The sequence below is a fragment of the Methanobrevibacter arboriphilus genome, assembly GCF_019669925.1.
Taxonomy (GTDB): Archaea; Methanobacteriota; Methanobacteria; order Methanobacteriales; family Methanobacteriaceae; genus Methanobinarius; species Methanobinarius arboriphilus_A.
In genome coordinates this window covers 2102726-2129624 of record NZ_AP019779.1, presented here as the reverse complement: position 1 = coordinate 2129624, position 26899 = coordinate 2102726, and the positions used below count along the sequence as shown (strand labels likewise).

General features: G+C 25.1%; 21 protein-coding genes. 12 read left to right on the top strand and 9 right to left on the bottom strand.

All coding sequences use genetic code 11. From position 1 onward, the window contains the following. Positions 1 to 2 precede the first annotated feature (2 nt). Both MarbSA_RS09305 and MarbSA_RS09300 read left to right on the top strand, forming a co-directional pair. Positions 3 to 1979, top strand: coding sequence for an autotransporter outer membrane beta-barrel domain-containing protein (locus MarbSA_RS09305; protein WP_221061484.1), 1977 nt, complete (start codon positions 3 to 5; stop codon positions 1977 to 1979). 314 nt (positions 1980 to 2293) lie between these two features. Next, positions 2294 to 3085, top strand: a complete 792-nt coding sequence (locus MarbSA_RS09300) for a hypothetical protein (RefSeq protein ID WP_221061483.1) — start codon at positions 2294 to 2296, stop codon at positions 3083 to 3085. A gap of 307 nt (positions 3086 to 3392) precedes the next feature. Here the strand turns inward: MarbSA_RS09300 and MarbSA_RS09295 are convergent, their stop codons facing one another. Beyond that, entirely contained in the window at positions 3393 to 6176 is a 2784-nt protein-coding gene (locus MarbSA_RS09295; protein ID WP_221061482.1) for a hypothetical protein, read from the bottom strand. Continuing rightward, positions 6059 to 6928 (bottom strand): right-handed parallel beta-helix repeat-containing protein, encoded by an 870-nt coding sequence (locus MarbSA_RS09290; protein ID WP_221061481.1) that lies wholly within the window; start codon positions 6926 to 6928, stop codon positions 6059 to 6061. Before MarbSA_RS09290 ends, MarbSA_RS09295 begins: the two co-directional genes overlap by 118 nt. 853 nt (positions 6929 to 7781) lie before the next feature. On the opposite strand from MarbSA_RS09290, the gene MarbSA_RS09285 reads away from it, so the two are divergent. Together MarbSA_RS09285 and MarbSA_RS09280 are read left to right on the top strand one after the other, a co-directional pair. Continuing rightward, positions 7782 to 8030 carry an AbrB/MazE/SpoVT family DNA-binding domain-containing protein gene (locus tag MarbSA_RS09285; protein WP_080460643.1) on the top strand — a complete coding sequence of 83 codons (249 nt, stop codon included), beginning with the start codon at positions 7782 to 7784 and terminating at the stop codon, positions 8028 to 8030. Continuing rightward, complete coding sequence (locus tag MarbSA_RS09280; protein ID WP_221061480.1) at positions 8027 to 8422, top strand: type II toxin-antitoxin system VapC family toxin; 396 nt, start codon at positions 8027 to 8029, stop codon at positions 8420 to 8422. The genes MarbSA_RS09285 and MarbSA_RS09280 overlap by 4 nt, the downstream gene beginning before the upstream one ends. A gap of 28 nt (positions 8423 to 8450) precedes the next feature. Here MarbSA_RS09280 and MarbSA_RS09275 read toward each other — a convergent pair whose 3' ends face one another. After that, positions 8451 to 9926 (bottom strand): DUF460 domain-containing protein, encoded by a 1476-nt coding sequence (locus tag MarbSA_RS09275; RefSeq protein WP_221061479.1) that lies wholly within the window; start codon positions 9924 to 9926, stop codon positions 8451 to 8453. A gap of 592 nt (positions 9927 to 10518) precedes the next feature. Between MarbSA_RS09275 and MarbSA_RS09270 the strand changes: the two genes are divergently transcribed. Beyond that, the gene (locus tag MarbSA_RS09270) at positions 10519 to 11019 is read left to right on the top strand and encodes a DUF3800 domain-containing protein (protein ID WP_221061478.1); all 501 of its coding nucleotides are present in this window, start codon (positions 10519 to 10521) and stop codon (positions 11017 to 11019) included. A 313-nt stretch (positions 11020 to 11332) separates the two neighbouring features. Here the strand turns inward: MarbSA_RS09270 and truA are convergent, their stop codons facing one another. Further along, positions 11333 to 12496, bottom strand: a complete 1164-nt coding sequence (gene truA, locus MarbSA_RS09265) for a tRNA pseudouridine(38-40) synthase TruA (protein WP_221061477.1) — start codon at positions 12494 to 12496, stop codon at positions 11333 to 11335. A gap of 506 nt (positions 12497 to 13002) precedes the next feature. Between truA and hisA the strand changes: the two genes are divergently transcribed. The 6 genes from hisA to MarbSA_RS09235 all read left to right on the top strand — a co-directional run bounded on the left by hisA (position 13003) and on the right by MarbSA_RS09235 (position 18837). Beyond that, complete coding sequence (gene hisA / locus MarbSA_RS09260; protein WP_042703452.1) at positions 13003 to 13740, top strand: 1-(5-phosphoribosyl)-5-[(5-phosphoribosylamino)methylideneamino]imidazole-4-carboxamide isomerase; 738 nt, start codon at positions 13003 to 13005, stop codon at positions 13738 to 13740. A 232-nt stretch (positions 13741 to 13972) separates the two neighbouring features. After that, positions 13973 to 14428 (top strand): FAD synthase family protein, encoded by a 456-nt coding sequence (locus MarbSA_RS09255; RefSeq protein WP_221061476.1) that lies wholly within the window; start codon positions 13973 to 13975, stop codon positions 14426 to 14428. A 356-nt stretch (positions 14429 to 14784) separates the two neighbouring features. Further along, positions 14785 to 15831, top strand: coding sequence for an N-acetyl-gamma-glutamyl-phosphate reductase (gene argC, locus MarbSA_RS09250; RefSeq protein ID WP_221061475.1), 1047 nt, complete (start codon positions 14785 to 14787; stop codon positions 15829 to 15831). A gap of 407 nt (positions 15832 to 16238) precedes the next feature. Beyond that, positions 16239 to 16733 (top strand): flavodoxin family protein, encoded by a 495-nt coding sequence (locus MarbSA_RS09245; RefSeq protein ID WP_054835545.1) that lies wholly within the window; start codon positions 16239 to 16241, stop codon positions 16731 to 16733. Positions 16734 to 16747: 14 nt separating this feature from the next. Further along, positions 16748 to 17599, top strand: coding sequence for a protein translocase subunit SecF (locus tag MarbSA_RS09240; RefSeq protein ID WP_042703449.1), 852 nt, complete (start codon positions 16748 to 16750; stop codon positions 17597 to 17599). Beyond that, positions 17596 to 18837 (top strand): preprotein translocase subunit SecD, encoded by a 1242-nt coding sequence (locus MarbSA_RS09235; protein ID WP_221061474.1) that lies wholly within the window; start codon positions 17596 to 17598, stop codon positions 18835 to 18837. Before MarbSA_RS09240 ends, MarbSA_RS09235 begins: the two co-directional genes overlap by 4 nt. 211 nt (positions 18838 to 19048) lie before the next feature. On the opposite strand, the gene MarbSA_RS09230 is transcribed toward MarbSA_RS09235, so the two are convergent. Then, the gene (locus MarbSA_RS09230; RefSeq protein WP_221061473.1) at positions 19049 to 19744 is read right to left on the bottom strand and encodes a DUF447 domain-containing protein; all 696 of its coding nucleotides are present in this window, start codon (positions 19742 to 19744) and stop codon (positions 19049 to 19051) included. A 344-nt stretch (positions 19745 to 20088) separates the two neighbouring features. On the opposite strand from MarbSA_RS09230, the gene MarbSA_RS09225 reads away from it, so the two are divergent. Then, positions 20089 to 21096, top strand: coding sequence for an SIS domain-containing protein (locus tag MarbSA_RS09225; RefSeq protein WP_221061472.1), 1008 nt, complete (start codon positions 20089 to 20091; stop codon positions 21094 to 21096). Between the two features lie 167 nt (positions 21097 to 21263). Here the strand turns inward: MarbSA_RS09225 and MarbSA_RS09220 are convergent, their stop codons facing one another. The 4 genes from MarbSA_RS09220 to MarbSA_RS09205 all read right to left on the bottom strand — a co-directional run bounded on the left by MarbSA_RS09220 (position 21264) and on the right by MarbSA_RS09205 (position 25551). Beyond that, complete coding sequence (locus MarbSA_RS09220) at positions 21264 to 21791, bottom strand: Hsp20/alpha crystallin family protein (protein WP_054835799.1); 528 nt, start codon at positions 21789 to 21791, stop codon at positions 21264 to 21266. Between the two features lie 231 nt (positions 21792 to 22022). Next, positions 22023 to 23075 carry an NOG1 family protein gene (locus MarbSA_RS09215; protein WP_054835913.1) on the bottom strand — a complete coding sequence of 351 codons (1053 nt, stop codon included), beginning with the start codon at positions 23073 to 23075 and terminating at the stop codon, positions 22023 to 22025. Between the two features lie 414 nt (positions 23076 to 23489). Beyond that, positions 23490 to 24050: a TIGR00296 family protein gene (locus MarbSA_RS09210; RefSeq protein ID WP_054835748.1), complete on the bottom strand. Its 561-nt coding sequence runs from the start codon at positions 24048 to 24050 to the stop codon at positions 23490 to 23492. Between the two features lie 130 nt (positions 24051 to 24180). Then, positions 24181 to 25551, bottom strand: coding sequence for a TldD/PmbA family protein (locus MarbSA_RS09205; protein ID WP_221061471.1), 1371 nt, complete (start codon positions 25549 to 25551; stop codon positions 24181 to 24183). Positions 25552 to 26899: the final 1348 nt, after the last annotated feature.

The window sequence follows — 26899 nt, the reverse complement described above, 5'->3', positions numbered from 1 at the left end:
AAATGAAAAAAATAAATAAAAAGATAATATCTAAAAAAATGATACTAATCTCAATACTGGTAATTACAGCAGCATTAACAATAAGCACAGTATCAGCAAGCGAAGTAACAATCAATCAAAATACCACTGGAGGTATAAAAGAAGCAATCAAAGGCAACTCAACAATCATACTAGAAAGCGGAACTTACAAAGGAGAAAACAACACACAAATTGGAATTGAAATAGACAATGATGATCCTAATAATTATAGGAATATTACTATAAAAAGTAAAAATCCTAAAAATAAAGCAATAATAGACTGTAGCAACACATGGTTTATAGGAAATACAGTGAATTTAACATTGATAAATTTAATAATAATTAATGGCCAAGGAACAGAAGACAGTGAGTTTGTTCAGGGAATTATTACTAATTTAAGAATAATAAACATTATAAATTGTTCATTCATGAACAATAACCTAACTACTGGCTCAGTAATTAACAACATCCAAATTTCAAGTCCAGATGGAACTATTACACTTACAGGTAATGCATATATTATAAACTCAACATTCATCAATAACAAAGCAAATTACGGAGGAGCAATATATAATCAAGGAAACATAACTATAACAAATTCTAACTTTACAAATAATTCTGCTAACACTGGAGGAGCAATACACAATCAAGGAAACATAACTATAACAAATTCTAACTTTACAAATAATTCTGCTAATACTGGAGGAGCAATACACAATTCTATATATAATGGATTAGTGAAAATCTATTCTTCAATTTTCCTAAACAATAAAGCAATAGGTGAAGAAATGGGAGGAGGAGCAATATTTAATAATTATTGTGATATTCCAATAATTATCGATTCTTGTAACTTTATTAATAACTCTGCAAAATTAGGAGGAGGGTCTATTATAAGCCAGGGAAGTTTAAATATACTTCGTTCTAAATTTATAAATAACACTGCTATTATTGGAGGAGCTATTGCACCATCTGTAGGAGAACTAGGCTATATTTGTAATATTTATAATTCATCTTTTATTAACAATAGTGCACTAATGGGAGGAGCAATATTTAATGGAATGACATTAAATATTTTTAATTCTAATTTCACCAACAATAAAGCCAATGAAACAGGAGGAGCAATACACAATTATATTTTACCTTTAAATGTTTCTAGTTCTAATTTTAACAATAATTCCTCTCCTAAAGGCAGCGATATTTATTTAAGTGTAACCCGATTTCCAGTTTCTATAACATATAATACATTCTTAAATAGCAAAAATAGTTCCATATATTATATTAATGAAGAAGGAATGAATCCTGGATTTGAAGGTAATATTTCGGTGGTTAAAATCAGTCATAATTGGTGGGGTACAAATAATATAAAAGGTAAACTAGTTGGTATTAAACCAATAAATTATTATACCATGAAAATTATGACAAAAACAAGTAATAATAAATTATATGCAACGGATAATCTAAAATTATATTATTATTTTGTTCTTAATGGTACAAATAGTAATGCAAATGCTAAATCTAAGTTACAATACTTTAAAACAAGCCTATATTATAATAATAAGCTTTTAAAAAATATTGATGGAAGAACAAGTACCACCCAGCAAATTACTTTATCAACATTGAATAACAAAATCAAGGCTAAGTTAGACAAGCAAGAATCTGAAATCAAATACACAGCCCGTAAATTAAAAACAACAAGCAATTTCCAAATAGCATCAAAATCCAAAAAATACACAAAGCTAAAAATAAGTTTAAAAGACAATAAAAAGAAATCAGTGGCTAAAAGTTGGATAAAAGTATACAAAGGCAAAAAATACTTAGGAAAAGCAAAAACAGACAATAAAGGAATAGCATACCTAAAACTCAAAACAACAACAATCAAAGGCAAAAACAAAATAACAACAAAGTACACAGGAACAGGAATATACACATCATCCAAAAAAACAAAAACACTCAAAATATAAAAACAAAAAAGTTAAAAGAGAGTAAAAATTAAAATTATTTTTCAACTCTCTTTAAATTTTTTAAGTATTATTTAAATCTTCTTTTTCTTAAATTATTATTTTAGTTCTTTTAATTATAATAATCATCTTTCTCATTTTATGAACTATAATAAAAAATTTATTAGCATAAGGTTATAGTTATCCTTTAAAAGAAAATGTCTTGGTCTGAGATTAGTTGTTACTCATATTATGATTTTTTGTTGATATAAAAGTATAATAATGATAATATATTAATAAATAATAAAGTTATACTAATTAAGAGTAAAGTGATAATTATGAATAAAAAAATAATAATTATAGGGTTTATTTTATTGTTTTTAATGATAAGTATAAATTCTATTAATGCCAGTGACACAAATAATACTAAAAAAGATTCTAAAATATGTGTATGGAGTTATTATCCTAGTTCTGAAAAAATAGGAAATTTAGAATATATGGTTTATTATGATAAAGATAATAATAGTAAATTCAGTGACTCTGATAAACTAATACAAAATATTAAAATTAAAAAATTCAAAATTAATAAACAAGGGAAATATAAGGTTAATATTCAGTTTCCTGGAAACAATGAATATAATCCCTCATCAATAAATCATACGGTAATATTTACTGGCAAAGAATATATAGGTGGATATTCCACTAATAAACTATATAAAACTTATAAAAAATATGGGCATACCTATAAAAAATATAAATCTTATTGGACTACTAAATACCTCAATGGCAAATCAGTTAAAAAATTTGATGGATATGTAACTAAATTAATAAGTGGTAAAAAATATAGATTATTGACTTCTAAAAATGTTAACCTAAAAGGAAGTTTTTTCAACGAAGGAAAATATAAAGCATATTTTAATGGAGATAATAAAATAATAATAAATATGTATGGATATTATTATCCTATAGGTTCTTTTGTTAAAAAATATAATAAAATAGGATACATATTATTAAATAAAGATTTTTATACTGTTTACTATAGTTATCATACCTATAATGTTTATACATTCAATTTTTATGAAAATTCTATTTCTAAAAAGTTAGTGAATAAATTTTCTAAATATTTATAAAATATTATTTTATAACCCAATTTAGATTTTAGCTCCTGCAAGTTCTCTTTGATAACAAACCACTTCATTATTAATAATATTAAATGCTAACTTCATTAATGGAGAACTATTTGAATAATCAGCCATATTTAATTTAACAATTCCTGTACAATATAACCCTGAAAAATACTCTAATGTTTCATTTAAATAAATATTAATTCAACAAAAAAATAAGGGGGAAAAAGGAATAAAGGTTTAGGGATAATAAATACTTTATATTAATTTCATACTCCTCCTTCCCCCCATAAAAAAAAAAAGAATTACAATTTTATAGTCTTTTTCTGTGTGTTACTAGTATTTTAATTTTAACTTGTTTTCCAACACCCAAATTCTTAACTTGAACCTTTAAAACCCTAGACTTAACACTAAACTGATACTTAACAATTTTACTAGTCTTAGACAATTTCTCCAAATACCAATTCTTAAAATACTTAACATAATCCTTAGAACCTAAAGCAGATCCCACATTTTTAATAGTGTAAACTTTACTATAAAGATTAAAACCTCTATACTTCCCTACTTTAACAAGCTTAGAAATCTTAACAATACTAATCTTAACTTTCCCAACTACCTTAAAAGTCTTACTAACATTAAAACCAAGATAATCATTATTACCAGCAAAAGAAACCTTAATAGTAGATTTTCCAGCCTTTTTCGGAGTATAGGAAAGTTTCCAAACACCAAGACTATTAGTAGTAACTTTATAAGTTTTACCATCAACAATAACACTAATAGTAGTATTAGCCAATGGTTTACCACCACTAGTCAAAACACCAGAAACAGTAAATGGTTTTCCTACTTTAACATTACTTGGAATATTAATACTAGAATTAGTAGCTAACTTACTAACATTAAAAGCCTTATTTTCAACAAAACCATCATACCGACTATCACCCTGATAAATGAGGGATAGGTTAAAGACACCAGAATGTTCAGGAGTATAATTTAAACTCCAAACACCAACAGAATCAGTAGTCACATTAAAGGTTTCACCATCAATAATAACTTCTAAATTAGCACCAGATATTGTATTATTATTCTCATCTGTTAAAACACCAGAAATTAAAACTGTTTCATTAACCTTAATATCAACAGGAATAACAATACTAGAATTACTATCCAACTTACTAACATCAAAACTTGTACTATTAATAAAACCAGTAAAATTACCAGTATCAGATTCAGTGTACTCAACAGTAACAGTGTATGTTCCTGTATGATTAGTTAAATGCTCAACAGTCCAATTACCACCAACAGAATCCACAACAACATCACTATACAATATACCATCCACAGTAACATTAACAAAACCAATCACACTAAAATTAGCCAACTGACCAGTAATAACCGCAGTGTCACCAACATGAACACCAGAAGGAACCAATATAGTACTGTTAGTACTATTTTTAAGCACTTCAAAGCTTGTAGTATTAGTAAAACTTGTGTAATTATCATTACCAGCATAAGTAACACTAACAGTTATATTTCCTGTACGATTAGTAGCATAAACTAGACTCCAACCACCATCACTACCAATGGTAACATTATAATCATTTCCATCAACAGTAACAGTTAAAATATCAGAGCCATTACCAACATAACCCTCAAGCTGACCAGAAATAGTAACATTCTCACCAATACTCACAGTTTCAGGACTAACAATACTAGAATTAGTATCATTCAAACTCACAGTAAAACTAGTTACATTAGTAAAACCAGTATAATTATCATTACCAAGATAATCAACAGTTACTGTGATATTACCTGTACGATTAGTCAAATAAGTTAAATTCCAACCACCAGTACTATTAATAACAACATTTTCATAAAGGTTACCATCAACAGTAACATTCAACAAATCAGAACCATTACCAATATAATTAGCCAACTGACCACTAATACTAGCAATAGTACCAACATGAACATCATCCACACTAATAGTAGAATTAGTATCCAACTTACCTGCAGAAAATGTGAAACCTACATCTTGACTATCCAAAGTCGCAGCAAAAACATTATCTCCAACATTAGACACATTCCAAACATCAGTAAAATTACTAAGATTATCAACAACAAAAGTCTGATTGTTATAAGTACCATTCACCACAAAATAAGGCAAATACTCAACACCATCATTATTCATACTAGTATTCAGTACTAAAAACGCAAAACTAACATTATCACCAAATTTAACATTATCTAAACTAGTAAGATTAGTAACATTCAAAATAAAATGATTAACCGTATCAACACCTAACAATAAGTCAGTTATATCATTAACACCCCACCAATTATAATTAAAACTACTATTATCATTAAAACCAGTGATGTTCACTCCAACAGGAGCCAATATACGATTATACTCAACAGTAACATTAACCAATGAACCAGTCTTAAGACCACTGAAATTCAAACCAGCATTAGTAGCAAAAATATTATTACCCCTGATAATAAAATCAGTCACATTAATAGCACCACTACCACCATTAACAAAATAAAAACCACTACCAACAGTAACATTAACAGTATTATTCAAAAACAAAACACCACCAACATTACCACCATAAGAATAAACATACACACCATAATCCACTCCAGTAATGTTGTTGTTGGCGAAGGTTATATTGGTGTTGTTGCTGCTGTCTGCATACAGATAAACACCATTGTATGTTCCTGTGATGTTGTTGTTGGCGAAGGTTATATTGGTGTTGTTGCTGCTGTATGCCTCCAGATAAACACCTTGGTAGTATGTTCCTGTTGTTGTTGCCATGTTAGATAAACACCGGGTTATATTGGTGTTGTTGCTGCTGTATGCATACAGATAAACACCCCTGTTCCTGTGATGTTGTTGTTGGCGAAGGTTATATTGGTGTTGTTGTTGCTGTATGCATACAGATAAACACCATGTTCCTGTGATGTTGTTGTTGGCGAAGGTTATATTGGTGCTGTATGCATACAGATAAACACCATATATGTTCCTGTGATGTTGTTGTTGGCGAAGGTTATATTGGTGTTGTTGCTGCTGTATGCATACAGATAAACACCACACCATTGTTGCTGCTGATAAACACCATTGCCTGATGTTCCTGTGATGTTGTTGTTGGCGAAGGTTATATTGGTGTTGTTGCTGCTGTATGCAGACAGATAAACACCATTGTATGTTCCTGTGATGTTATTTCCATCAAAATTCAAATTATTAATACCCTTAGAATTAATACGAACACCATTAGAATTACTAGCACCATTACCACGTATACTATTATTAATAAAAGAAACAAAAGAAATAGCCTTACCATTAGCATTAACAAAAACAGCACCATAGTCAGTATTACTTATACCAGAAATAATAATATTATCCTTAATAACTATATTCGTTAAATTATCACCAGAACTAGTAATATTAATACTAATACCAGTAGTATTAATATTATTACCTGTAACAGTTAAATCACTACTATTACCAACAATAGCATTAGTATAACCAGTGATAGTTAAATTAATAAGCTTAACATTAGATGATGTGATATTAAACAAAATACCAGACCCATTGATCTTAACATTACTACTATTACCTTTTATAGTAGCATTACGAGTCACATTAATCTGACCCAAAGAATAGTCACCATCATCAAGATTAATAATCACTTCATCAGGAGTACTATTATCAATAACACCCTGAAAACTCTCATTTGTAATATTACTACTATTAAAATAATACTCATCTGCACTAACACTAGACAAACTAAACAAGAATAAAAAAGCTAGTACTAGCACAAACGAAACAAAAAACTTATTTTTAAACATAAATAATTCTCACTCCTATAAAATTATAAACAAAAAAAGCACAACAATAAATAAACACTCACTATTAAATGAACACTCACTATGCACTTTTTATAATAAATATAAAGAAACTACTATAAAAAGCTTACTACTACAAAAAAGTGAAAAAACAATAGCCACCCCGCAAAAACAGTGAAATAGCTGTTTAAAAAAGAAAAAAAGAAGAAAAACAAGAATAACACAAAAACAAGAACAAAAAACAAAATAAAAAAAGAAGCAAAAAATAATATAAGAAGTGAGATTCAATAGAAAATAAATCCATATTGAATCTCTAGCTCATACACATTACAAAATATTGTAATTAATTTTATATAAATTTTACTATTTTTAATACTAATTATAAAAAAAGTATTAGTATTACAAAGCTCCTTATTCTGATTTATAAATAAGGAGTAAAAATAGGTTAATATACCATACTAGTCTCATATATCAACTCTTAGGATATAGAAAAAATCAATTAAAGCCAAATAAAAACTGATAAAGCTGGTAAAAAACTGATAAAAATATTATTTTACTTAAAAAGAATATATTACAAAAATCAGATATTAATTAAAAGCAAAAAGAATTATAATATAAGAAGTGAAATTCAATAGAAAATAAATTCCTATTGAATCTCTAGCCTATACACAATATAATATATAATAATTAATTTTATATAAATTTTTCTATTTTTAATACTAATTATAAAAGAAGTAATATTTAAATATTTGTTAATACATAAAGAAAAATATCGTAAGATAAGATATAAACGTAAGAAAATACTAATAGTAAGAAAAATATAATATTATAATAAAAAACATAAGGTAGTTTAATTATGATAAAAGCTGAAACAAATATTTATGACAAATTTCAAACCGTAATACCTAAAAAAATAAGAGAAAAATTAGGATTAACAAAAGATCATGTTATTGAATGGATCGCAGATGAAAATGGAAAAGTAGAACTAAAATTTAGAAAAAAATTAACCGATGATGATGTAAAAGGCATGATATCTCTAAAAGAAAAAACAAATGCAGTTAAATTAGTAGATGATATCTATAAAAAAGGAGATAAAAAAATATGATATTCATAGATACTAATTTTTTTATTGGATTTTTTATTAAAACTGATTTCTGGTTTGAAAGAGCAAGCGAAATAATAAAAGAGATACCCATTGAAGAAAGAATAATCTGTCAAGCTGTTTTAAACGAAATAATAACATTAATAGGTATGAAATCAGATGTAAAAACTTGCAAAAAAGTATACAACTATTTAAAAGATACCTGTACAATATTTAATGAAAATTCTATCCCTAATATCAATGATAAAATAATTGAAACTTACATAAATTTTAATGGTGATTTATCGTTTACAGATAGTACAATCATCGAATCTATGAAAGAATTAGGAATAACAAAAATAATAAGTTTTGATAAAGACTTCGATAAAATGAATGGAATTGAAAGGATTTATTAATCTTTAAAAAAATTAAAATATATAAGAATCAAATATCTCGTTTTCTTTCTACTCTGTATTCATTAATAACATTTAAAAGATCATCTTGAGCTTTTTTAATAGTCTTCTGTTTTGAACTTTTTTTCCACTTATCAATCACACTATTTAAAGCATTTGTATCAGCAACTGCATAATCATCAAAGAATTTAATATCTAAATCAGTTTCATTAATAATAGGAACTTCATTTTTTTCAAACACTTCTTTTGCCTGTGGAGACATTGTTTCATTATCTTTACTAGTTATAATAGCTTTCACACCAATATCGACAATATATTTAGCTGTTTGTGAACCTCCTCCCTTTGAAGATAAAAAATACAAAACATCTCCCCTTTTCAATTTAAACAAATTATTAGCTTGTTTCAAACCATTCTTTGTAAATGAATCAATTATCTTAATAGGTGTAAACATAGATAACTCATTAAAATCATCAAATTTAAGCCTTTTGTTTAATTTCTTTTCAAGAGATTCTTTAAGTTTTTTCTCCTCATTATACTTTAACTGAATTGTCTTTAGAAGTTTAATTTTAGAAGCTACTTCTTTATCCTTTAAAACAGCTTTAGACTCTTTTAATTTAAGTATCTTTAAATCTTTCTCAATCTTAGATATCCTATTATCTTTCTCAGTTAACTCATTAGCTAATAAATTATTTTTACTTTTAAGCTTTTTAATAATATTATCCTGATTCTTAATTTGTTTTTCTTGAGATTTATTAATATTTTTAAGACTATATAACTTTTCTTCTAAATCCTTAATACCAATAATGTTATCTTCAGAATCAGCTAATTCTTCTTCATTAGAATCTATATCTTCCTCATTATCAATAAGATCATATATTTCAAATGCTTTAGAAATAGACTCAATTATAGGTTTATCATTTATTAAAAAAGATTTCGCCTGATTTAGTATTTCATAATAATTCTCATTAACAATATCCTCTTTATCGATTGAGTTTAGATTAATTTTAGCTTCTAAAAACTTCCTTTCAAGCTGATTTAGCTTATTTTCATAATTCTTATATGCCAAAATAGCTGCAGAAAGTGAATCCCTCTTATGAGCATCCACAGACACATTACTCATATTTACAGTATTTTCTGGTAAAAAATCACCACTACTCTTTAAAAAGTTATTTACAAGTTCATTTTTATATGATACAGGAATATCATTTTTTGGAGCAAATATTTTTGAATTTAAAGTAGTAGCTAATTTTTTAACAGCTTTTGGAGAATTTTCAACATCAGTAGCTATTAATATAGCTCTTCCAAACTTCATTATTATATTTATAATTTCAGACTTAGTTATCTCCTTAAAACTACCTAAAAAAAGTAAATTACCATTAAGATCTAATATAGCTAAGCCAACTGTTAATCCCGGATCAAATCCCACAATTATTGGTGTTTTAAAACTATTTGAAGTTTTATCTTTTTTATCCTGTTTAATTTGAATGTTATTCAGACTATCCCTCATTAATTGTAACAAATCTTTATTATAATTTTAGTATAATTTTAGTATAATACTCATTGTTACACTATTTTTTATAATATTTTTTATAATTATAAAAATTTTTTATTTTTATAAAATTAAGAAATCTTTGATTTTTTAATAATTATAATATTTCAAATATTATTCAATTATAACATATTTAATATATAATATATCAATTGTTTTATAAATAATATATTTCTTCTTTTTATAATATTTTTAGTATAATTAAAATTTTTATAATTAAAAATTTAAAAAAATTTCAAAATAAATAAAATAATAGTGTAACCAACCCAAAAAAATAAAATAGAAAACACTCATTATAAATATAGTAATATTTTATAAAACAAGAATAAAAAATTAACTAAAATTTTGTTAAATTATATTGTTAATAAATTGTCAATTTTATGATTGAATAAACTTAATTATGAATTAAATGAAACAAAAAATAAAATTAGCTATAAAAGGATTAAAACATGAAGTTTATTTATGTTGATGAAAGTGGTGGTTTGAAAGGAGATTTTAATTATTTCAATATTAGTCTTTTAGTATTTAATGATGAAAAAGAATTAAAAAATTGAAAAATACCATTAAAAGATTTAGAAGAGGTAAATATAGAAAACAATTAAAAAATGTTAAAGAAATTAAAGCATATAAAAGTGATGAAAAACTAATCAAAGACTTATTAAAAAATTTGAACAGAATGGAAATTGAGGTTTATTCTATATACTATAATAACAAAAAAGACCCTTTAAAAAATTATTCTGTTAATGAAATTTATCAATTTTTGATTTTAGAATTATTAAAATTATCAAAATTAAATAATACTCCTAGTAACCTATTTATCGATAAATTCCTACCTAAAACTTTAGAAAAAAAATTTACAAGCAATTTAAGAAATTTTTTAAAAGACAATACTTCTAATGTTTCATGTGTACATTCTGAAAATAATACTGGCATACAATTTGCAGATTTAATTTCTTGGTCTACTTTTCAATATTTAGAAAGGAAAAATGAAGCATACTTGAAAATCATTGAAAACAAATATATTCTAATAGAGTTTAATCAAAAAGAATAAAATAGTGCCTTTGCCTTATTTCTCTATATACTCATAAAGAGTGTAGACACACTAAGGCATCAAGAGAAATAAGGACTTACTAAATACACATATATTGTATAGACTCATTTTCTATATATATATATATATATATATATATATATTTTACTATTATTCATGCACCTAAAAAATTATAATTCTTAAAAATAAATGTAAATAAAAAAGTATAGAATAAAATATTAATTTAAAATAACTCATTAGTTAAAATAAACTTGTTATTTTTGGAGCTAATTCCCGTTACATTCTTTTTAGGATTTTAAAAAAATGTTATATCCTATTTTAAACTTTCTAAGCTGTTTAAAAGGCTGTTTTCTAATGATATTTTCATTTTATAATCAAAAAGATTTCTTACTAATACTCTTTTAAATCCTTCCAATGCATAATCATCGTATTGGAATTTTATATTATTATATTCTATATCCATTAATATAAGATTTTCAGGATTAAGAGGTTTTATATTATACTCTTTAGTTGGATCAAGCATATCTTTTACTTCTTCTACTTCCATTTCTTCTTTACCAACAAATAAAAAGATTCTCATCATTTTCCTAATCATATTCCAAAGAAAGCTTTCTCCATAAATATCAATAAAAACTGGTTCATAGCTAGATTTGTTAAAATTAACATTCTGAAAATTCTCATTAAATCTCCCAATAGCTTTTAATTCACCTACATAATGAGATTCAATGAAATCTCCAGATTCTTTTAAATCAGAAATATATTTTGGAGAACTTTTCAAATATTTAGGATTTTCTAATTTTTGAGAATATTCTTTATCAAGATTGTAAGTATCTGATGATTCTGCATCAATGTCAAGATTATTAATATTATTAATATTATTATTAGTATTATTAGTAGTATTATTAGTAGTAGTATTAGTATTATTATAATTACTATTACTATTATTTTTACTATTATTATCAATATCAGTATTATTAGTATTAATATTAGTATTATTATTTATGATCTCAATTTTGTTTATAGTTCTTACAGTAGTCTTTTGACTCTTATTTCTCTTGGAAAAATTAGTAAAATCATGTTCTCCCTCAAATAGATTAGCTAATTCATTCATACGAGAAATATTAAGATCTTTTTCAAAAAATATATACCTATAATGTTTAGATTCAGCATACCTTGGTTTAAATCCATATCTAACTGGAGCTTTAGCTATTATTTGAATATCTTCTGGAAGTTTATGATTAATCTGATTAACTATCACTTCCCTATCACTCATAAAGCTAATCACATTTCCAAGACTATGTACTCCCCTATCAGTACGGCCAGCTATTCCAAATTTAGAAGAGTTTAAATCATTGATATAACCTAATTTTTTTAAGGTGTAAATGAGTTCTCCTTCAACAGTTCTATGGTTTGGTTGGCGTTGAAATCCATGGAAATTAGTTCCAATATAAGCAATTTTTAAAGCAACCTTCTTCATAAAAATCAAATCAATAAATCATTCATTAAACATAATTTAAACCTTAATGAACTTAAAAATAATTCAATAGTATCTTAAAATAACTTCTTAAAACAATTTTTATAATAATTCTTTATAATAATAATTATTTATAATAATTTTTATTAATTTTTATAATTTTTAATGTATTTAATCATTTAATTTAATATTATTATCTTATTTTTTATTATTAATAATATTTTTATATCTATATCTTGAATTATTAAATTTAAATTTATAATTGAATTATATAAAATTGAATTATATAAATTTATAAGTTGAACTATTAATTTAAACTATTAAATTTATAAAATAAATTATAAAATAAATTAATATATTATATAAATTTTATTATACTATATAAATTGACTTATATATTACATATTATATAATTAATTATATATAATACGAAAAAATAAACGATTAATTGAATATTATATAAAAAATAAACGATTATTTAAATATTAATTAAAATATTAGGTGCTTATATGTCCTTCAAAGAGGAAAAAATGTTAATAATGCCTGCAGTTGATATAAAAAATGGGAAATGTGTTCAATTAGTGCAAGGAAAACCTGGAACTGAACAAGTTATAATAGATAATCCTGAAAAGGTAGCTAAAAAATGGGAAGATGAAGGTGCCGAGATAATTCACGTGATTGATCTTGATGGAGCCTTAGAAACTAAAGATAACCTCAATACAATAGAAAAAATTTTAAAAGAAGTTAATGTTCCAATTCAACTGGGAGGAGGAATTAGAAGCATTGAATATGCTGAAAAACTTTTGAATTTAGATATAGAAAGACTTATTATTGGGACAATGGCTATTGAAAAGCCTAATACAATAAAAAAACTATCTGAAGAATTTGGATCAGAAAGGATAATGGTATCTCTTGATAGTAAAGATTCTAAAGTAGTGATTAAAGGTTGGAAAGAGAAAATTGATAAAAAAGCTACAGATATTAGTAGAGAGTTTCAGGAAGCTGGAGCAGGAAGTATTTTATTCACTAATGTAGATGTAGAAGGACTATTAAGTGGTTTGGATATTCAACCAGCAATTGACTTAGTAAATTCTGTAGATATTCCAATCGTTTATTCTGGAGGAATAACAACTTTAGAAGATTTAAAAAAACTTACTACAACTGGAGTTAAAGGAGTAGTTATTGGATCAGCATTATATAAAAATAAAATAAACTTAATAGATGCATTAAAATTACAGTCCAAATAAAAATAAAAAAACTAATAAAACTAATAAAACCAATAACAATAGTATTTATACTAATAATATGAGCAATCATACTAATAGAAATAATAATACATATTATTAATAGTATTAATAAAAATAATAAGAATAAATAACAATAATAAGGATAAGAATAAAGGATAGAAATAATAAGAATATTATTAATAATAGTACTAATAAGAACAATGAAAATATTAGTAAATAAGAAGGTGGAAAAATGAAAACTGTTATGGCAACTGGAACATTCGATCTTTTACATCCTGGACATGGATTATACCTCCAAAAAGCTAAAGAACTAGGGGGAAAAGATGTTAAATTAGTTGTTGTTGTAGCTAGAGATTCAACTGTCCGTAGAAAGAAAAGGATTCCAATAATAGGAGAATCTCAGAGATTAGAAATGATACGGATGTTGAAACCTGTGGATGAAGCTTATTTAGGCCATCCTACAGATATGTTCAAGATAGTCAGAGATATTCGCCCAGATATTATCGCAATAGGTTCAGATCAAAGTTACAAAATAGAGGACTTGAAAAAAGACCTTAAGAACCAGAAAATCGACTGTGAAGTTGAAAGAGTAAGTAATTATAGAAAAGCTGAATTAGACAGTAGTTGTAAAATAATAAAAAAAATAAAGAACTCTGATTTCACAGAAAAAAGTTTAAAAGATTGTTAATCCTAAAAAGTTAATAAAACTCATTTTTAAGTTTAATGATTAACAAAAATTTAAATAAATTAAAATTATCCTAATATATTATTTTTATCCAATATATTATGTACTAAAAGTTATGTACTAAAAATATATTAAAAAATATATTTATACTAAAAAAATCATATTTATTTATGTATAAAATATTTAATAAAAGTATCAAATTTTAATAAAATATTATTATATTTATAAAAATATTATATTTGATAAAAAGTATGTAATTATTGAAATTTTATTTGTAATATAAGTTTTATTTAGAATATAAGTTTTATTTATAATATACTAAAATATAATCTAATAAAATAAACAATCAAGGTGTTTAAATGACAGAAGTGACTATTATTGGTGGAAGTGGATATACTGGTGGGGAATTAATTAGATTATTGCAAAAACACCCAAATGTTGAAATAAAGAATATTACATCTAGACAATATGATAAAACACCTGTAAACAAAATACACCCCCATATACAAGGATCAGAACTAGTTTTCAAAGATATTACTACAGATAAAATTGATAGTGATATTATATTTACAGCAACACCTCATGGAGCATCAATGAATATTGTTCCAGAGCTATTAGAAACTGGTGGTAAAGTTATAGATTTAAGTGGAGATTACAGATTTAGAGATATATCCACCTATGAAAAATGGTATGGAATAGAACATGTTTCACCTATGGATGCTGTTTATGGCCTTCCTGAAATTTATAGGGAAGAAATTAAAAAAGCAGACCTTGTAGCTAATCCTGGTTGCTTTCCAACTGGAGCAATACTTGCAAATCTTCCATTATCCCAAAATAACTTAGTTGATAATATAATAATAGACTCTAAAACAGGTGTGAGTGGAGGGGGAGTAAATCCTAATCAGGCATTCCATTATCCAAATTGTGCAGATAATGTAATTGCTTATAAAATTACAAGTCATAGACATGGTCCTGAGATTCAACAAGAATTAGGGGAATATTCAAATGTTAAAGTATCATTCACTCCCCATTTAGTTCCAGTTATTAGAGGAATATTTACTACTAGTCATAGTTTCTTAAATAATATAGTAGATGAAAATATTGATTATAGTAAAAATATTGATGATGTTAAAAATGATATAATTAACCTTTATAGAAAACAATACAAAGATGAGCAATTTGTTAAAATACTCGATGATGGAGAAACTCCTAATTTAAATTCTGTAAGAGGTTCAAATTTTGCCCATATTGGAGGATTTGAAATAGATGAAAATGGTAGATTAGTTGTTATATCTGTTATAGATAACCTGGTTAAAGGTGCCTCTGGACAAGCTATCCAAAATATGAATATAATGTGTGGTTTCAAAGAAGAAGCAGCCATAGATAGTTATGGAATGAGACCCTAAAAATTAATATTATATAAAAATAATATTATATTAAAAATAAACTAATTATATATTAAATAATAAAACTAATTTTATATTAAAAATAATTAATACTAATAAAAATAATTAGTAATACTCTAATAAAAAAAAGATTATAAATAATAAAAACTTCGTTTTTTAAACTTATAACAACAACAATTTTTATAAATAATAAAAATATATAATACTAAATTAAAAATTATATTGAAATTTTATATAAATTTTATGTTAAAATAATCAATTAGTTAAATTACTTAGTTAAATAATTAATTATAATTAATAATAATATTATTTTATAATTACTAATAATTATTTAATAATTAAAGATAATATTAAAAATAATAATTAGAAAGGAGTTAATAAATAATATCTTTTAAATAGGGGATAAAATGAAAACAATAATAATTTACTTTTCAGAAAGTGGGAAAACAAGAATTGTTGCCAAAACACTTTCTGAAAGTTTAAATACTGATTTAATAGAAATAAAAGATTTAAAAAAAAGAAGTGGATTTTTTGGTAAAGTATTTTCTTCAGTAGATGCTTTTAGAGAAAATAAGACTGAAATTAGTCCTTCAAACATAGACTTGAGTGAGTATGGATTAATTTATTTTGGTACTCCAACTTGGGCAAGCAATGCTTCTCCTGCAATAATAACCTTAATTGATAAATGTGATTTGCGTGGAAAAGATATTGTACTATTTGCAACCATGAATGGTTCTGGAGGACGTTCTGCTATTGAAAGAATGAGTGAAAAAGTCCAAGCTCGTGGAGCAAGAGTAGTTGAATCTTTTACTATTAAAACTAAAAATAAAAGTGTTGAAAAAATCGAAGAAGATAGTTTAAATATAGCAAAATTATTAGATTTAAGTTTATATAATTATTAAAATATGGTGCTTTAATGTTAAAAAAATTAATGGATTCCTATAAGCTATTAATTATTATACCTGTGATAATAACAATTATATCTTTAGGATTAATAGCTTTTAATGGAATAGATGAAGGGATAGATTTAAAAGGAGGTTCAGTGGCAGTTTTAGATATGAATCAACCTACAAATTCTTCTTCTTTAGAAAATCAGTTGAAAGACTCTTTAAATAACCAAGGATTAGGTGTTGAAGAAGTAGATGTTTTAAGTAATATAGGTACAGATATAACCGTTCAAATAGGGAGTGAGGTGAATTCAACGGCATTTAGCCAGGCATTGAATGGAACAGGAACTGTTGTAAGTTATAATGCAATAGGTCCTATTTTGAGTGAAGAAGCTATGACCCAAGTTTATTGGGCAATGGCATTTGCATTCTTATTTATGTCTATAACAGTCTTTATAATATTTAGAGAACCAGTCCCATCAGTAGCTGTTATATTAGCTGCAGCTTCAGATATTATTATCTCGATGGGAGGAATGTCTTTATTCAATATTCCTTTGTCAATAGCTTCTGTTGGAGCTCTTCTTATGTTAATTGGTTATAGTGTTGATACTGATATCCTTCTTACAACCAGATTATTGAAGAGAAAAGAAGGAACTCTTGTTGAAAGAGCAAGAGAAGCTATGAAAACTGGTATGACTATGTCCATTACAGCTATTGCTTCAATGGTAGTTCTTTATTTAGTTACAATTTTCTTAATCCCTGAAGCAACAACTTTAACCAATATTGCAGCAGTTTTAATGATCGGATTAGTTGCAGATATATTAACAACATGGTTTATGAACCTTGGAATTCTTAGATGGTATGTGGAGGCGAAAAAATGAAGAAAAGACATTTAAAAGAATTTTTCAAGGATAAAAGAGTTATATTATTAATAATATTAATCTTAGCAAGCGCAATTAGTATTTCAACTCTTGGAATTCAACAAGGTCTTGATCTGAAAGGAGGATCATTAATACAACTTCAACTTGAAAAACCCGTTGATAAAGAAACAATGGATGTTGTAACTACTGTTTTAGATAAGCGTCTTAATTTATATGGAGTTCAAGATGTAAAAGTCAGATCAAGTGGTGATCAATTAGTTATAATTGAGATGGCGGGTGTTTCGCCAGAAGAAGTTGAAAAACTGATAGGGTCTCCAGGTAAATTTGAAGCCAGAATAGGTAATGAAAGTGCCCCAGTAGCACTTACTGGTGCAGACATTACATCGGTTGATATGTATGAGATAACTGACACACAATGGATGGTTCCATTTAAAGTATCCACAAGCGGAGCTCAAAAATTTGCAGATTTAGCTGAAGGAAAAGGTGGAGAAAAAGTATATATGTACTTGGATGGTAAGTTAATTGATGAAAACCCTCCAGAACTTGCTCCAGAGTTAGCTAATGGAAAAGCAGCTACAGAATTAAGTGTTACAGGTGGAGCTTCCACTCCTGAAGAAGCACAAACACAAGCTCAAAATGTTTATACTGTTTTAAAGACAGGTTCACTTCCGGTTCAAATTAAAGTTGTTGGTGCAAGCACAGTATCAGCTGAACTAGGAGAACAATTCTTAAATGGGGCAATAATTGCTGGATTATTAGCTATGCTGGTTATATCAAGTATTATATTCATTAGATATAGAAAGCCTCTTTTAGTTATACCTATAATAATAACAAGTATATCTGAGGTACTTATCGTTATGGGAATAGCTTCGATTATTCATTGGAATATAGACTTATCAGCGATTGCAGGGCTAATTGCAGCAGTTGGAACTGGTGTTGATGATCAGATTATTATTACTGATGAAGTTCTAGGTAGACAGTCCAAAGGTGAAACAAATAAAAAACGAAGAAGAACTAGAACCAGAATGAGTGTTAAAAATGCATTATTCATTGTATTTGCATCAGCAGGAACTTTAATTGCAGCTATGTTACCTCTAGCATATGTTGGATTTGCAAGAGGAAGTAGTGGAATAGGAACATTAGCTGGTTTTGCATTTACAACCATTTTAGGAGTTTTAGTAGGAGTATTTATTACTAGACCAGTTTATGCAAAATTCGTTGAAATATTTTTAAAGTAAAAAGTTTTTAATTTTAAAGTTTTTTTAAAAATTATGCTTTAAACTAAATTTTTTTAAAATATTTCTACTTTAAATTAATTGTTTTTTAAAGTATTTTTACTTTAATTATTTTTTAATTAATTATTAGTATTTTATTTTCTAATTATTCTCTTTAATTGTTCTCTTTTAATTATTCCTTTTTAATTGTTTTTTAAATATATCTTATAAAACACTAATCAGTTTCATATCCTTTATTTTTAAGAGTTTCTCCAAGTAATTCAATAGCTTTTTTTTCTTCACTACTTCCTACCTTATTAACAACTCTTTTTGATTCATTAAATCTATCTAAAAAATAATCTTTTTTCTCACTATCAACAATATCAATCCTAGTAAAATTCACTAAAGATTCAATTAAACAATAAAAACCTCGATTAGGGGCTTTTGCACATTTATTATTTAAGACTATATCTTCAACATTGGCAATTATGACCTTTGCTTCTGATTTTTTTATAGGATCACTTTTTTTAAAGGCATTTTTTATATCAATTACTTTACATATTAAATAAGCATCAACATCATTTAAAATAGGTAAATTTTTATCATTATTTTTTCTATTCTTACTTTCTTTATTATTTTTATCCTTATATTCAATATTAGAATCTATAAAAAAATCTTCAGGAATATTTCCAATTGTTGCAAATGTGAATAAAATAGGGTTTAAAGTTATATTAACAATGAATTCATTGTTTAAGATAATATTGTCAAGTGTTTTACTACCTTTAAATATTCGACACATAACTTTATATTTATCTTTACAAATAACACCAATTGGAGCTCCATTTTTTTTACCCTCACTATCAATAGTTGTTATTATAGTTTCATATTGTTGTCCTTTTTTCATTCCAACAGAACTTAAATCAATACTCATAAACTTATTTTATATCTATCAACTATTTAATTTTAATTATTAAATAGAATATTAGAATTATTTTCATAAATTATTAAAAAATGAAAAATTTCTAACTTTATAAAAATGAAAAATAAATATTAAAAATAAATATTAAAAATAAATATTAAAAATAAAAATTTCAATAATTATTAATAAAGTTATTTAATGAAATGAATTTATAAATTTAAAATAATTTATAATACTTTTATAATTAACTTATAAATATTAATAAATGCCATAAATATCTTAAAGTTTAAATAGGATAATCAATAAAACTATTTAAGATAAAAAACTTAAAAACATCAAATCAGTTGGAGATACAAATGAAATACAAAATGTATAGTGAACTATTCGAACAACCTGATTCAATTAGAAAAACATTTGAAACAGAATTAAAAAATATGGAAAAAATAGCTAATAAGTTATCTAAAGTTGATCGTATTTATTTAGTTGGTTGTGGAAGTTCTTTATCAACAGCTTATACAGCAAAAGATGCTCTCGAAATGGTAACTAACTTAAATATCGATGTTTTTACAGGATATGAATTTTATTATAATAAAAAAATAGATGGAGAAAACTCAGCAGCTATATTCACATCTCAGTCTGGTGAAACAGCAGATACATTAGCAGCTCTTAGAAGAGCTAACGAATTAGGAATCCATACAATAGCCATATCTAATGAAAAAGATAGTTCAATGATAAAAGAAGCAAAAGATTCAGTAGTGACACAGTGTGGAAGAGAAGAAGCTATCTTAGGAACTAAAACTTATGTTACTCAATTATCTACATTATATTACATATTATTTTCAGCTTCAGACTATGAAAAAACTGATGAACTTCTAAAAGAACTTAAAGCAATCCCAGATTTAATGGAAAAGATTATTGAAGTAACTGAAGAAGAAAATAAAAAATTAGCATATGAACTTAAAGATGAAGAAATATTCTATGCATTAGGTAGTGGTCCAAACTTTGGATTAGCCTATAAATTAGCTATGACAATGTTAATGGAAGGTGCTTTAAAACATTCTTGCCCATTATATTCATCAGAATTTAGACATGGATTAATAGAAAGGGCTGAAAAAGATGTTCCAATTATCATATTAGATTCACAATACCCATCAGATGAAATAACTCAAAAAGCGATTGATTTTTGTGAAAAAATAGGAGTTAAAACTTTAGTTTATAGAATGCAAGATTATTCTAATATAAATAATTTATTATCCCCATTTATACTCGTAATACCTCTTGAATGGTTTGTCTTTTACTTAGCACACTATAATGGTGAGGATCCTGGAAGTACTAGACATATAGGTAAAGTAAGATATGAATAATAAATATTAAAATCAGAACTAATATTAATTATAAAAATAATAATAATTGTAAAAATAAGTATAAAAATAAAAACAATTAATAGAATTAAAAACTATTATTATTAAAAAGTAGCTATAAAAATTAAAAATTTGAAAAAAATAAAAATAAGAAATTAAAAAGAATATAACTATTTAATATCCATTTTTAACTTTTTAACTTCAACTTTTGGAAGTTCTAAGAAAAGAACACCATTGCTAAATTCTGCTTTTGAATCATCCATTTTTACCTTATTTGGTAAAGAAATAGTTCTTTTAGCTGGACCATAAGTTCTTCCTTTAATTAAAAATTGACAATCTCCCTCACAAGCTTCCTCAGATTTGTCTCCAAAGAAAGCAGTTATAGTTAAATCTTTATCAACAATTTCTACATCAATCTCATCTTTTTCTACTCCAGGAAGATTTACTTTCACATAAAAAGTATCTGGAGAATCTATTAAATCAAGGTCTATTTTGCTTGGAACAGTTTCTTTATATTCACTTATTTTACTATCAAAGTCTTTTTGGAATGATTTGAGATTTACAAGAATATCATCCATTGTTTTTCCAAAATCATTAGCCATTCTTCCAGCGACATTTTTTCCTTTCTCTACATGTTTGTCTACTTTTCCTGCAATTTCATCATATTTCTCTTTATCAAGTTTAGGTTTTTCAGACATATTTAATCTCCTAATAAGCTTAAATTATAAATCTTTCATAATATATAAATCAATAGCTTATTTCTATTATTTAAAAAATATTAGTAGTATATTTAGTATAAGTCATTATTATAACTTTTGGTTAGAAAAAAAATTTAAAAAATAATATTTAATATAAAATAGAAAAAAGTTTAAAAATAATATAAAATAGAAATAAAAAAATAGAAAAATAATATTAATATAAAAAATATATCAATAGAATTCCATATCTTCATTTTTATTTCTTTCTATTTTTCTTACACTAGATAATTTAGAAATTATATCTTCAATACCTTTACCTTCATAAGCAGATATAAACAAATAATCATCAGTTTCCTCTAAACCATTTAAATAGCTAATATCTGACTCAGATTTGAGTTTTTCATTAGTATTTTTATTCACATCAGCAATATCTATCTTATTAAAAAGATAAACCATTGGAACATCAAAAATCCTTTTAATTTCATAAGAAAGATTAAATTGACTTTCTATAGAGAAACCACAAGTTTCTGAAACATCAATAATAAAGAAAATAGCATCAGCTAAATGTTCAAGAGCCACCATAGCATTTAGTTCAATCTCATTCATATCTAAAATTGGTCTATCAAGAAGCCCTGGAGTATCAATAATCTGAATTTTTTTCCAATTCCTTTCAAGATGTCCGATTTGGATCCCTTTAGTTGTGAAGGGATAGTTAGCTACCTCTGGAGTAGCATCAGTAATTTGACGAAGTAAAGTAGATTTCCCTACATTTGGAAACCCAGCTATTACAATTGTAGTAGCTTCAAAGTCGATGGTAGGCATGTTTCTAAGATTAGCTTTGGCAAAATCTAAAAAATCAAGATCTTTTTTAATCTTATTAACAACAGAAGCAATTCTCCCATATGCTTGTTTTTGAAGAGTTGAAGCTTTTTCAGGAGAAGATCTACGAATTCTACTTGAATAATCTTTTTCAAGTTGAGTTATAATACCATAAGCCCAATTTAAAGCACCAAGTGCCTTTTTCATTTCATCTACACCAACAGTAATATCAATATAATCTTGATAAAATTCAGGAAGTGTTTCAATATCAGGAACTCTATCTAAGATCATCTTAATTCTATCTTTAATTACCTGACAAGCTGTAATAACTCTTGTTTCTTCAATTCTTTTAGACTTCAAATGTCTTGGAATTTTTGAGGTCCTAGCTAAATCTGCTGCTTTTTTTCCTCTTCTAAATCCTTTATCTAAAAGTTCATCAGGAGTAGGAATAGTTGGAATCATCATAATATTAACCTAAATATATAAATCATGAATAATAAAAAATTCTTTCATAAAAATTCTTTTTAATTTTATTAATAAAAATTATTGATAAAAACAGAATAATATTTAATAAAGTATTAATTAATCTTTATTGAACTACCTTAATAAAGATTTTCTATAATATTAAAAATATTTTTAATATAATAATAAAGTAGTTAATAAAATTAATAATATTAAAAACAATTAATAAAGTTAATAACTTTAATAAATTAAATAACAAGATTATTATGAACAATGAAATTAATAAAATAAATAATAAAATTAATAGAATAATTAGTAAAGTAAATAATATTAAAAATAATTAATAAAACTAATAAAATAAATAATAAAATTAATAGAATAATTAGTAAAATAATTAATAATATACTAAATTATTGATTATTCCTTGAAAATTTGCCCTTGAAAAGTATAAACCTTTGTTTCCTTTGAATTCCAACAATCTGAAGATAAACCTGCTTTGATACATGTATTAGCTAAAAATGTCTCACTATCCATATTGTATTCAATTGCAACCTGTGGTAAAAGTAAGCCTTTATTGAAACCTTTTTCAATTATTAATCCATCTCGACCAATAATTATCTCATTAGAGTAATTAGAAGGATCAGACACCTCTAAAAGTTCTGGTTTTGTTAAAACAGTTACTTCTAATTCTATATATTTCAATTCCTCATTAGTTAATTTAGGAAATCTTGGATCATTTACAGCTGCAGAAATAGCTACATCAATTGTTGCATCTATAAGAGGAGCTATTGGTTCAGGATACCCAATACATCCTCGAAGTTCTTTATTTTTATTTAAAGTTACAAAGACTCCTAATTTTTCTTTTAAATGTTCAGGACAATCCTCCGGAACATTAATTTTCTTTCCATTTTCCAAATAATTTTCAACAGCTAATTTAGCTATCTTTATTAAATATTTTCCATCATCATCACTTAACATATGTACAACCCCCTCATAAAAATCTAATAATGAAATTAGAATTAAACTAAGATTAAATTAGAATTAAATAGGGTTAAATTAGAATTAAATTAAGATTATATTATGATTATATTAGAATTAAATTAGAATATCAGCTACTGCCTCCAACCGTAGCATTTAAAATTTTTGTATGAGGACCACCATCACCAACTGGAGCAACTTGTCCAGATTTTCCACAAAAACCAATTCCTAGTTTAAAATCACTACCAATTGCATCAACATTTTTTAAAGTTTCTAATACATTACCTGAAAGTGAAACATCTCTCAGAGGATCAGTAATTTCACCATTTTCAATTTTAAACGATTCAGCAGCATTAAATTGGAAAATTCCTTTTCCAGTATCAACTTGTCCTCCTCTTGAACCTTTAAGATATATTCCATCGGAAATATCTTCAGTTAACTCTTCAAAACTCATATCTCCAGGTTCTAAATAAGTATTACTCATTCTTACTATAGGTTGTTCACTGATTATTGATCTTGCATTTCCAGATGATTTCATATCTAACTTTGATGCTGATTCTCTTGAACTAAGTAAAGATACTAGTTCACCATTTTTTACAAGCTGATTTTTCTTAGTTTTAATCCCTTCTCCATCATAAGCATAATAACCAAAACCATTCATATCACTTGCATCATCAATAATATTCACAATATCTGAACCAATTTTTTGATTCAGTTTATCTTTTAATATAGAATCATTTTGAAGGATTAAATCAGCTTCAACTGCATGACCTAATGCTTCATGTATAAAAACTCCAGTTAATTCATTATCAGCCACTATGGAAAAATTACCAGAAGGAGGAGTATTAGCCTTTAAAAGCCTATTTGCTTTTTCACCTATATTTCTACCAAATTTTTCAATATCTTGATCCTTTAAAGCTTCAAATCCTTTTGCACCACCAATACTGCCATGTCCAAATTGAATAATATCTCCAGAAGATGCAGCTGCATTTAAAAATAATCCTACCCGAGTTTCATCCATTGAAATAGAACTACCTTCACTATTAACAAAGACAGACTTTGATTCACTATCAGAATAGCTAACAGTAGTGCTTGATACATTGCCTAAAGTTGCAGCTTTACTTGCATCAGTTATTATTTCTTTTTTATCTTCAATAGTGACATCACTAAATGGAATTTTCCTAGGAGTTTTAACATTATCTTCAACAATTTCAGCTTCAGCTAATTCCACATCCCCATTTAGAACATTTGATAATTTGATCGCAGTTTTAGCTATTTCATCTAATTTATTCAAATCATTGGTAAATGCAAAACCCCATGCTCCATTTTTTAAAACTCTGATTCTAGCTCCAATATCAATTCCGGTGTTAACTTCCTGAATTTTATTATCTTTCATAATAATGTTAGTATTATTTCCTTTAGAAGCTTTTATATCAATATAATCAGCTTTTAAAGCAATATTATCAATAGTTTTTATAAGATAATCTAAATTTTCTTCCATATTTTCCACCTTGGATAAATAATTCTATTAAATGATTTCTACCTAATAATTATTAGCTAACTTAATATCCACTTTTTTATTTTATATTTTAAATTTTAATTTTATAATATTTTAAATCTCTAATATTAAATTTCTAATATCAAATTGTGATATTAAATTTGTGATATTAAATTTATAATATTTAAATTTCTAATATTAGATTCGTGATATTTAAATTTGTAATGTTTCTAATAATATTTTAACATATCTATATATAAATGATATATTTATAATAATTATAATAATAATTAATATATTATACTAATTTTTATATCTATAATAATAGTTGGATATTAATAATAGTAAATATCTCTAATATACAGATGTAAATAATCAAATATAAATAATCAGATATAAATAATCAGATATAATATTATTTCCAATTTAAAACATAAGAAATTTTCTATAAATTCTATAATTATTAAATAAAAAACTACCATAAAACAAAAAAAAACTATGATGAAAAAATTCAATTATATTTTCCTTTATTATTTTTAATATCATCCTATTTTAAAGTTAACTTTGTTTTAAATTAATTCAATTTTAAAATTAGGATTTATTCTATATGCAATCTATTTAATACCATTTATTCAATAATATATATCCCATGACATTTATTCCATGCCACTTTATTCTGTAATTAGATTCTATTCTAAGACTGAATTTTATTCTAAAACTATAAATTATTCTAAAACTATTCTAAAATTATATTTTAATCAGAGTAATACTTTATTTTTAAAAGTTATTATATTATAATATTTTTGTGAATTTTTAAAATTAAATAATATTGCCCATAACAATGAACAAAACCTAAAGTATAAGTTATAAGTTAAATTAAGGAATTATTACAGTTTTTAGAGGAACATTTAAATATCATGTTTTATAATTAAAAATAAGTAAACGAAAATATGAGCTTAAATGAATAATTAGAGATAAGTTATAACTTATTATAATATATTAAACAAGGAAAATGTTTTTTAAAAATTTTCAAAATTATGATATTATATATCAAAATTAATTAAAATAATAAGCAAATTTATGTAAATTGTCATTATGGGGGAGATATTATGACAAGATTAATAAAAATCGTGGCAGAATCTAGTTTAAAATCACGGAAAAAATTAAACTAAACCAAAAATAAAAAATCCAGAAAAAATTGAAAAATAAACATAAAATTATCTTTTAATTTGATTGTTCAATGAATAATAATGTTAAAAATGGCTCCTAATAAATTATATACTTTTTAGAGATTAAAAACAATTTTAAAAAACAAATCAAAAATAGAATAAAAATATATAATCAAAATAAT